Source organism: Psittacicella melopsittaci, from assembly GCF_003585925.1.
GTDB classification, from domain to species: Bacteria; Pseudomonadota; Gammaproteobacteria; order Enterobacterales; family Psittacicellaceae; genus Psittacicella; species Psittacicella melopsittaci.
In genome coordinates this window covers 41,943-52,011 of sequence record NZ_NRJH01000041.1, presented here as the reverse complement: position 1 = coordinate 52,011, position 10,069 = coordinate 41,943, and the positions used below count along the sequence as shown (strand labels likewise).

9 protein-coding genes are annotated in these 10,069 nt (G+C 34.8%); 3 read left to right on the top strand and 6 right to left on the bottom strand.

The genetic code is table 11. From position 1 onward, the window contains the following. Positions 1-199: 199 nt before the first annotated feature. From CJP74_RS04945 to CJP74_RS04935, 3 genes are all read right to left on the bottom strand, one after another. Positions 200-460: a hypothetical protein gene (locus CJP74_RS04945; RefSeq protein ID WP_147397052.1), complete on the bottom strand. Its 261-nt coding sequence runs from the start codon at positions 458-460 to the stop codon at positions 200-202. 331 nt (positions 461-791) lie between these two features. Next, positions 792-2,210 (bottom strand): MATE family efflux transporter, encoded by a 1,419-nt coding sequence (locus CJP74_RS04940; protein ID WP_119497169.1) that lies wholly within the window; start codon positions 2,208-2,210, stop codon positions 792-794. Between the two features lie 78 nt (positions 2,211-2,288). Continuing rightward, on the bottom strand, positions 2,289-3,704 hold the full coding sequence (locus tag CJP74_RS04935; protein ID WP_119497168.1) for an MATE family efflux transporter: 1,416 nt from the start codon (positions 3,702-3,704) through the stop codon (positions 2,289-2,291). A gap of 120 nt (positions 3,705-3,824) precedes the next feature. On the opposite strand from CJP74_RS04935, the gene tsaE reads away from it, so the two are divergent. Then, positions 3,825-4,331 carry a tRNA (adenosine(37)-N6)-threonylcarbamoyltransferase complex ATPase subunit type 1 TsaE gene (tsaE, locus tag CJP74_RS04930; RefSeq protein ID WP_119497167.1) on the top strand — a complete coding sequence of 169 codons (507 nt, stop codon included), beginning with the start codon at positions 3,825-3,827 and terminating at the stop codon, positions 4,329-4,331. 83 nt (positions 4,332-4,414) lie between these two features. On the opposite strand, the gene CJP74_RS04925 is transcribed toward tsaE, so the two are convergent. Beyond that, entirely contained in the window at positions 4,415-5,218 is an 804-nt protein-coding gene (locus CJP74_RS04925) for an iron chelate uptake ABC transporter family permease subunit (protein WP_119497166.1), read from the bottom strand. Positions 5,219-5,239: 21 nt separating this feature from the next. Next, entirely contained in the window at positions 5,240-6,028 is a 789-nt protein-coding gene (locus CJP74_RS04920) for a metal ABC transporter ATP-binding protein (RefSeq protein ID WP_119497165.1), read from the bottom strand. Positions 6,029-6,289: 261 nt separating this feature from the next. Between CJP74_RS04920 and CJP74_RS04915 the strand changes: the two genes are divergently transcribed. After that, a complete protein-coding gene (locus tag CJP74_RS04915) occupies positions 6,290-7,729 on the top strand; it encodes a peptidoglycan DD-metalloendopeptidase family protein (RefSeq protein WP_245958043.1) in 1,440 nt (479 codons plus the stop codon). Positions 7,730-7,811: 82 nt separating this feature from the next. Here the strand turns inward: CJP74_RS04915 and CJP74_RS04910 are convergent, their stop codons facing one another. Further along, on the bottom strand, positions 7,812-8,858 hold the full coding sequence (locus CJP74_RS04910; RefSeq protein ID WP_222986945.1) for a metallophosphoesterase: 1,047 nt from the start codon (positions 8,856-8,858) through the stop codon (positions 7,812-7,814). A gap of 120 nt (positions 8,859-8,978) precedes the next feature. Between CJP74_RS04910 and CJP74_RS04905 the strand changes: the two genes are divergently transcribed. Next, complete coding sequence (locus CJP74_RS04905) at positions 8,979-9,848, top strand: DMT family transporter (RefSeq protein ID WP_119497163.1); 870 nt, start codon at positions 8,979-8,981, stop codon at positions 9,846-9,848. Positions 9,849-10,069 lie beyond the last annotated feature (221 nt).

Genomic DNA, 10,069 nt, shown 5'->3' with positions numbered 1-10,069 from the left:
CACTAATTTAAATAATTAATCTGGAAGCTATATGGAGAGCCATTCAATCTAAGAGAATTACAGTGCTTAATAATATCTCTTCTTAAAAGTACGACACCAAGAGTAGATAGTATTTAAGCTAATGCCTAAGTCTTTAACATGCTCGCTATTACCCTAGTATTTGTTCAAGATAAAGTGAGAGTCTGACTTGAGAAAGTCTCTAGAAAGACTTAGCTTTACGACCCTTATTTGATTTACCTAACTCTAGTAGGGCTACAGCTTCGTCAAAACCGACTTTATGTAACTTAGAGAAAATACGACGGAAAGTAACTAACGAAGATAACTTTTTCTCTTCATACTCATATACTGGAGCAAGGTCTATTATTGCCTTTCTCGCCAGTTCAGAGTAGTTTATCTTTTTACCACTGTCAACATACTCATTTAAAATCTTGTTACACAACCAAATAATCTTCACCGTCACATGAGTGAACTTAGGTTTTGATTTTAGAGTTCTTGATTCTTCTGAGTTTTGTTGCGGAAATTGCGGGGAGTATGTTATATTATTTATAACGGCTTCCTTGTAAAAGTTATTGTTTTATTGTATCCTTTTTTTATTAGATATCTTAGGGAAGCCGTTTTTTTATGTCTGAATTTTAGTTGATCACTAATTTAAATAATTAACCACCTATTAATTTTTACCTTTTAAAAGAAGGTTAATTATTTTTTGCTTTGCTTATTTTGCTAAAAATAAATTTAAGCCAAAAAAAGAGGTAGCAAGAAAATCTCTTGCTACCTTGATTGGATATATAAAACTAAGCGATATTTTTCTTTAAGATCGCAAAAAGTTCACGATCTGGAATACTGTGCCATTTTAATCTTGTGCGTAGATAGCAAATAATACTTGCCGCTAATGGAATAAGGATAAATACAGTCCAGTAAGCATAGATTCCATAATTACCTACACCTAACCAGGTTGTAAAGGCAAATACACTTGCTATAGGTATAGCTATACACCATGAAACAATAAACGCAACTAAAAAGGCAAAACGCGTATCACGGAAGGAAATGAGATAACCAATAAAACTTGCATATAAACCATCAAAAAAGTTAGCAAAAGCTAAGAAAATGAAGAGGTTTTGAGCTATGTCATGCGCTTCTTGGTTATCGGTAATAAATAAGTCGGCAATATAGCTACGGAAAACAATTAAGCAAATACCTGAAACTATATTAAAAGCGACCAAAAATAAAGTGACATTCTTAAAAATGTCTTGGGCTAAATCACGACGTTTTTCGCCTAGACGACGTGATACTATACTAGTAATAGTTGCCGAACCCGAAATTGCAATTGCATAAGCAAAGGAATAGGTTGACATGCCTGCTTCATGCGCTCCAACTACTGCAGTTCCTAAATGGGCAATTAATAGTACGACCAAAGCGTAAAAACTATTTTCGAGCCAATATTGGAAAGCTGCTGGTATTCCTAGACGGAAGTCGTCTTTAATAATCTTCCATTTTGGAGAATTAACGAGTGGGCTAAAGAGCTTTAACTGCCCATAGAGGTTATTTTTATATTTAAAAATAGCCAGCATTACCGTAATATAAATAATATTAATTATGATATGGGTAAAGGCAGAGAAGGCGGGGTTGTGACCTATAATAGGGAGTTCTTGATACATAAACACCATATTAAGAGGGACAATAAGAATTAGCCCGAGAATACTAATTATTAAAGTAGGAAGAGTATAAGCAATACATGCATTTATATTTCTTAAGTGAACAATAAATAAAAATAGAGGCACATTTACGCAAGAAAGTAACATAAATGGCTTAGCTATATTTATCATTTCTTCACTCAAGTGAAATAAGTCTAAGTTAAAAGCAATAATTAAATCACAGGCAATAATAAACAAGCTAGCTAATAAAATAACATAATAGGTTTGGCGATGAATTTGCCCTACTTGACTTGCTTGCCCATTACCAAAAGCAAAGCTCATTTTGGATAAAATTATGCTTAGTAGTCCTACTCCAAGGGAGTTAAAAGACCAAAATATCGATCCAATCATGCCTATTGCAGCCATGGCTGCTACCGAAACTTTGGCAGCCATAAGTGCATTTATTACCCCAACACTCATAAAAACAAACTGAGAAGCAACTGAAGCTGGGAAAATATTAAAAAAGAGCTTCCAGTTACTTTCGTTTGGTAATGAGGTTGACGTTTTTAATTGCGACATAAATTACCACGAAATATCTTGTTTGTTAAAAAGATACTGCTAATTATAGCATAAAAAAGAGCCCCTGAAAATGGGGCTTTATTTTTCATAGGCTGCTAATTTTTGGTATAAAGTTGCGTCGTCCATGCGGTTCCACTTGAAGTGGACACGACAGTATAAAGAGGTTGCCGTAGTCATAGGAATGAGAATAAAAGCAACCCAATAAGCATAGAGACCAAAGTTACCTATACCAAAGAACCAGTCAGTAAAGGCAAACATCGAGGCTAGAGGTAAATAGATTAGCCAAGACACTGTAAAGGTAGTTAAGAAAGTATAACGACTATCACGATAGGGAATTAAATAGCCCAGTAAACAAGCATAGATGCCATCAAAAACATTAGCTATAGCCAAACAAATTAAAACATGTTGGGAAAGATTTAAAGCTACAGGATCGTTTTGGATATAGGCTCCCGCAATTTGGTGACGAAAAACGATAATAGCTATCCCAATACAAACATTAATACAAATAATTAAGGCTAAAGTATGGTGTAAAATAGCTTTAGTTAAATCTCTTCTTTGTTCACCCAGACGACGCGAAGCTATACTTGTAATACTTGCTGAAGCTCCAGCCGCAAAAATATAAACTGCAGAATAAGAATTAGCTCCACTTTGATGAGCAGCGGTTACTGAAGTACCTAGGTGAGCTAAAGATAAAGCAACTATGCCGTAAAAACTATTTTCTAACCAGTATTGAATTGAAACTGGAATACCTACTTTTAAAATGTCTTTAATTTGTTCTTTGTTAGGTTTAGCAAATAAAGGATTAAAAAGTTGTAATTTGCCATATACAGATTTTTTGTACTTAATAATTAAAAGCATTAAGCTAATATAAATTATATAAGTAAAAATATGAGTAAATGCCGAGTAACCAGGATTATGCCCAATAAGAGGTAAATCCCCATACATAAAAATGAGGTTAAACGGAATTATTAGGCAAAGGCTTAAGAGACTTAGAAGTAGAGTCGGTAAAGTATAAGCTATACAAGAGTTCAGATTTCTTAAATGCGTTATAAAAAGCATTAAAGGAATACTAAAACAACTTAAAAGCAAATAGGGACGACCTATAGCAATTAATTCTGGTTCTAAGCCAATAAGATCAAGGTTAGTGGCAATAAGGATATCTAAAATAGCTATAGCTATACTTGCTAAGGCAATAACATAGTAAGCTTGACGATGAATAGCCCCAACAAGGTGATATTTTTCTTTGCCGTAAACATATCCCATGCGTGATAAAACCACGCTTAGAATCCCTATACCCAGAGAGTTAAAGAGCCAAAGAATTGAGCCAGTTAAGCCAATAGCGGCCATAGCCGTAGTTGAAACCCGTGCAGCCATTAAAGTATTTATTAAGGCTGCGGAAATAAAGACTAGCTGAGAGGCAACTAAAGCAGGAAAGATGTTAATAAATAAGCGAAAGTTACTGATTCTCGTTTGTTCAGTTAATTGAGAAGACATATGTAAAGACCTAATAAAAGTAGTCAATCTATGAGCTTATAATAAAAGAAATTTCCTAAAAATGCTAGACGTAGATAATTAAAGATGCGGTATAATACTCAAAAAAATATAGAGACTATTATGACAAGCTATAATTTTATTTTTCATAACCAAGAGCAAACGGAAGCTTTTGCCCAAAGCTTGTGGCCTTTGGTGCGTGATCAAGCACAAAAGGCAAGCTTTAATATGTATCTTTTAGGTAATTTAGGAGCAGGTAAAAGTACATTTAGTCGAGCTTTTATTCGGGCTGCGGGATATCAAGGTAATATTCCTAGTCCTACCTATTCGATTCAAGAAGATTATCAAGTAGACAATACCACCTTATATCATCTTGATCTTTATCGTCTTTCTGATCCTTATGAATTAGATGTGCTTGGTTTTTTTGATAACCAAAAACCGCAAACGGTATTTTTAATTGAATGGCCACAAATGTTAATGCAAGATTATCCTGCAGCCTTAGTTTTTAACTGGGAACATTTACCGCAACAGCCAGAAGCACGAGCTTTAACCTTGCAAGTAGATACTAAGCAAGTGAGTGCTGCATTTTTACAAGCTCTAGAGGCTTTAAGTAAAACCTATGCGGGTTAAGCTAAATGCATAATTTCCAAGCCTAAAGCAAACGTAAAAAGGTCTGTCCTTTAAATTAAAGGACAGACCTTTTATCTAATTTCTTAGCTATCTGCTCGTTTAAAAGCAAGGCTAAAGAAGAACATTACCCCTAGACTAGCAACTATTGCTGGGCTAGTTGGGAAGCTAAAGTATAAACTGGTAGTTAAACCTATAACTATAGCAATATTACTTATAATAAATGAGTAAATAAGCATCTGTTGTGGGGATTTGGCAAAGCGACGTGCCGTAGAGGCAGGGATAATTAACAGTGCCGTAATTAATAAAGCCCCTACAAGAGTAATACTCGTTGCTACTACTAGAGCAAGTAAAATTACTAGCAAGCTTTTGTAAAACTGAACATTAACGCCTTCAACAATTGCCATTTCTTGGCTAATGAGTAAATTCATTAAAGGCTTCCAGGCTATGATTACCGCCGTGACTATAATTACGCTTAAAGCGGCAATTATATAGATGTCACTATTTTTTACCATGAGAATATCCCCGAAAAGATAATCGAGAACATCCACACGTACATATTTGGCGAGGATGCTGATAATAATAAAACCTAGAGCCAAAGAAGTATGGGCAACTATTCCGAGTAACGAATCCATATGTAAAATATGGGCTCTTTTTTCAATAAAGAAAAGAAGCAGAGTAATAATACCAACGGTAATAATTAAGCCGAGATAAAAGTTTATTTGTAACACTATTGCCAAAGAAAAACCCAGCATAGAGCCATGGGCAAGAGTATCACCAAAATAGGACATGCGACGCCAGAGGACAAAGCACCCAAGAGTCGAGGTGGAAAAAGAAAGCAAAAAAGCAGCAAGCCATGCAAATGCCATTAAGGACAAGAGAAAGGACATAACAACCTCGGTTGTAATAAATTATGATTGATGATCACCACATGGATAACCGTGGTCACAACCACAATGGTTTTGTTCTATGTGATGGTGTACCGAATTATGTGAATAAACGGCAAAGGCATCTTGAATATTGCGGGCAATAACATGACCAAAAATATTCGAAAATTCTGGATTATGAGCAATACTTTCAGGTTGACCTTCACAACAAATATGTTGATTTAAACAAATAACGTGGTCTGTGTTTCGAATTACCAACATTAAGTCATGGCTCACTAAAAGCACGGCACAATTATATCTTTGTTTAATGCGCTGAATTAAGCGATATAAATAAGCCTGGCGTTGAATGTCTACGCCTTGGGCTGGCTCATCTAAAACCAGTAACTCTGGTTCATTCATGAGGCAACGAGCTAAAAAAGCTCTTTGTCTTTCTCCCCCTGAGAGCTGGTGAATAGAAGTGTGAAGAATTTTTTCAAGATCACAATTTTCTACTAACCAGTCAAAGTTTTCTTGATTAAAACGTGGACTTAACTTTAACAGTTGTTCAACGTTCATCGGAACACTTTGATCAAAGTGAAGTTTTTGTGGTAAGTAGGCAATCCGCAGATCAGCTCTACTTTTTACAACCTTTCCTGAAGTAGGTTTAATCAGACCTAATAAGATCTTAAGAATGCTTGATTTCCCCCCTCCATTAGGACCAACAATGGTGGTAACTGTATGAGGGTAGATATTAAAACTCACATTATCAAGAATAGTTTTGTCATTATTAACCGTAAAAGAAATATGTTGTAAAGAAATTAATGGTTCTGACATAAATATTCCTCAACTACCGCAGTAGCAGATAAACTAAATTCTCTCTAAATTATACTAAGAGAAAAGAAAAATATGCAAATAATAAAATTTATTTTTTGAAAAAATTTTGCTAAAATACTTGGGAATTAGTTTAAGATTTATGCAAATACTCTTGAGAGAGCTTGTTAAATCAATTTTTACTATTATATATAATAAAGAATTTTAGTTTTTTTCTTATGGTTAACTTGATTTATTAACCTTTGATAGATTTCAGGATAGATTGTGAACATTTCTCCCGTAGAATATCCAAAACGTCGCAATTTCCTCATTATAGTACGTGTAATGTACTTAGTTGCCTTTGCCTTAATTGGTAGTGGTTTATATTACAATCATTTAAATCAGCTGCGGGGTATAGCAGCCGGCAACATAAATACCGACTATGATAACGTTGACGTAGATACTTCTAGTCGTATAGACTTACAAGATGTAAGTGATATAAAGTCTCTTACTTTAAATCGTGTAGATGATTTAATAAATAATCAAAACTTTGTTTCACCTCAACTGCAAAGAGTTTACCGTAACTTTACTGAACTAAATAGTTTAGTGGCAAACTTAAAAGACCTAAACAGCCATGAGGTACAAAGTAATCGGGAAAACATTAAAGACATTTTAACCAATGCGTTAAAATTACAATTCCCACAGGCTGAATTAAACCAAAAAGACCTAGACAACATTTTAGCTTTAAGTAAACGCAACCGCGACGGCTTAGATAACCTAAGACGTGGGCAAGTATTAACCTACTACTTCACCGAAGATGGTCAGATTAATTACTTAAGCTTTGCTAAAGATTTAAAAGTAGAAATTCGTTATATTCGTGAAGATAATGCGAGTAAACCTTACTATCGTGAAAGCTATTCGCGTCCTTCTCAAGTTAAATTAGATTCACGTTCAGGAACAGTAGGTGGAGCTGGCTTAGCTGGTGCTCTTCGTGCTATGGGAATTGCTGATAGTACTGCAAGTGCAATTAATGAAATTATTAGCATGCAGTTAAATGGCGGTTCGGTACAACGTAACGCCTCAGTAACTATTCTCTCGAATCGTGAATATGTGGGTGATAAACTTTATAATGATTCTTACCGTAATGTGCAAGCGGTTAAAGTAACTCAAGGTGGCAATAGTTATTATGCCTTTTTATATCGTGGCTCTTGGTATGATGCCAAAGGACAACGTCCACAACAAATGGTATTTAACCGATATCCATTTATTGGGAAAACCCCAACGATAACTTCAGGCTTTAATCCAAATCGTCGTCACCCAGTTACCGGACGCTTACGTCCGCATAACGGAATTGACTTTGGTTTACCTATACGTACGCCTATTTACGCTCCAGCTGATGGTCGAGTAACAAAAGTAGCTTACCAAGCACGTGGAGCAGGACGTTATATAGTAATTGAACATGATCGTACTTATACTACGGTGTATATGCACTTATCGTCAACGCCGTTAAGTGTAGGGCAAAGAGTACGTCGTGGGCAATTAATTGCTTATTCAGGTAACTCAGGTTTAACTACTGGTCCACATTTACACTATGAAATTCACGTAAATGGAGTACCACGTAATCCACGTACAGTAGCCTTACCGCAAGGAAGAAGCAATAGTAATGTAACTAATGTTACTGCTTTCAAAAACTTAGCTTCTAACTACTTAAATCGTTTAAAATAATAAAATAGGAAGGAGATCTTTTTATCTCCTTCCCTTTTTTTTGCCATAAAAAAAGTCCCCTGCATTGCAGAGGACAATTTTTTTATTTGCCAACAACTTCAAGAACAAAAACTTCTCTTTGTGAGCCTAAGCGGAATGGCGATCCCCAGAAGCCCCAGCCACTAGTGGTGAAAAAGTGACTGCTTTCTTTTTGTTTGTAGCCATAAGCAAGTTCATAAATTGAACTTACCACGTAATTCATAGGGAACATTTGTCCGTTATGAGTATGTCCAGAAACTTGAATATCTACTTTATTGCGTGTAGCTTCATCAAGATAAGGACGGTGATCCATAACAATTACAGGTAGGTTTTGCGTTTTAAAACCTTGAAGAATTTGGCGTAAAGGTTTACGGTAAGGGTTAGTTTGATCTTCTCGACCCACAAGGATAAAACTATTATTAATTACTACAGCTTGGTCACGTAAGAGTTTAATATTTGACAGCTCTATAGCTTCAATATTTTGCTTAAGCAGACCATAGAATTCATGGTTACCTAAAGAGGCATAAACTCCTAGAGGAGCATGAAGTTGCTGTAAGTCTTTTTCCATTTGATATTTATAGAAAACGGCAGCGTCATCATTAATAATATCGCCTGGTAAAAGAATCAGATCTGGTTTTACTTGCTTGTTAACCTCAACCAATTGTTGAATAGCTCTATTGCCAACTAAATAATCTAGGTGCAGATCAGCTGCCACTAAAATTTTTAAAGGTTGAGCTAAAGGCTTATCTACTTCCACACGGTATTCGCGGATAGCTGGCGAATGGGCATTATGCCATGCGTAGGCTAGAAGAGCAAAATAACCTAGAGGAATTAAGCATTTAAAAAAGACTGGATAACGCGAGCCAGTAACCTTGTGGGCAAAAATTAGCACCACCGAGGATAAAAAGAACATCCAGAGCAAGGTCAGATACATGACAAAGATCATGAATCCCCACGAGCTTATACGATTAACGGCAATAATGAGAAGAGAATTACCTAGGATTAAAATTAAAGCATAAGCAAGCCAAAGTACTTTGGTACGACGTTGTACTACCCAGCGGATGACTAAAATTAAAAATATTTGTAATAATTCGAAAGCCGATATGATCATTAAAAGTATCAACCAGCGGGGCATATCCTACCTCTCTAGAAATAAAAATGTTGAATTGAGAACCACACCTAATCTAAGTTATAATACTTATTTATTTTACACGGTTTTAGGCGATAAGTTATGTATTTTTTAGTAATCGCTATTTGCGCCAGTGTTGCAGTATCTTTACTTTTAAAACTTGTGCGTAAGACAAAAATCGAGATAGCACAAATAGTTTTTTGGAATTATATTGCGGCCGCTTTAATAGCATATTTTTTCCTTGATTATAATAATATAGATGCAAAATCTATAATCCTCAAGAGCAATTTATACTTATTTTTTGCATTAGGTTTACTTTTACCTAGTGTTTTTATTTTTATGGGTAAGGCAGTGCAAAGCTCGGGAGTAGCTAAGGCTGATACTGCTAATCGCCTTTCTCTGATTCTTGGTATTATTGCTAGCTTTGTTTTATTTGGTCAGGCACTAAATTATATTACCATAGGAGCGATAATTCTAGCTTTTATTGCCTTACTGATGCTTTTAAATAAACCTAAAGTTCCATTACGCTTAGATTTTAAATCGCAAGAGCAACATACAGCTGTGTGGTTGTTTTTAGTTTGGTTAGGCTATGGGGTAATAGACATAATATTTAAAATTATGGCCGTAAAAAATACAATTGCTTTATTAGGCGGAGTATTTGTTCTGGCAGCCATTTTAATGTTTATTTACCTTTTACTTACCCGAACCAAGTTTAATTTTTCTTCGCTTTTAGTTGGACTTCTTTTAGGTTGTTTAAACTTTACAAACATTTATACTTATATTCGTGCTCACCAAGAGTTACATCAAGAAACAGCTTTTGTTTTTACGACCATGAACATTGGCGTAATAATCTTGTCTCTGGTAGCTGGAATTATTTTCTTTAGAGAAAAACTTACAAAAATCAATCTTTTAGGGATTGTAATTTCTCTCTTTGCTATTTTTGCTTTATATTATGGTAGTCGCTTAATTTAGTTACAAGAGACTTTTTTTTCTAAAAGTTTGTGATTTTTCTTAAATTTATTTGTCTAAATAAAAGTCTGGATTAAGAAAAACTAAGCATTAGTTTGTAGAAAAGACTATAATATAAGCGGTAAGTTTTAGTTTGATTATAATAATCCAAGTTAAATATCACTTTTCTTGATTTTTCAAGATAATTTACATTCAAAAATTTTTAAAAATAAATAAAAGTAGTG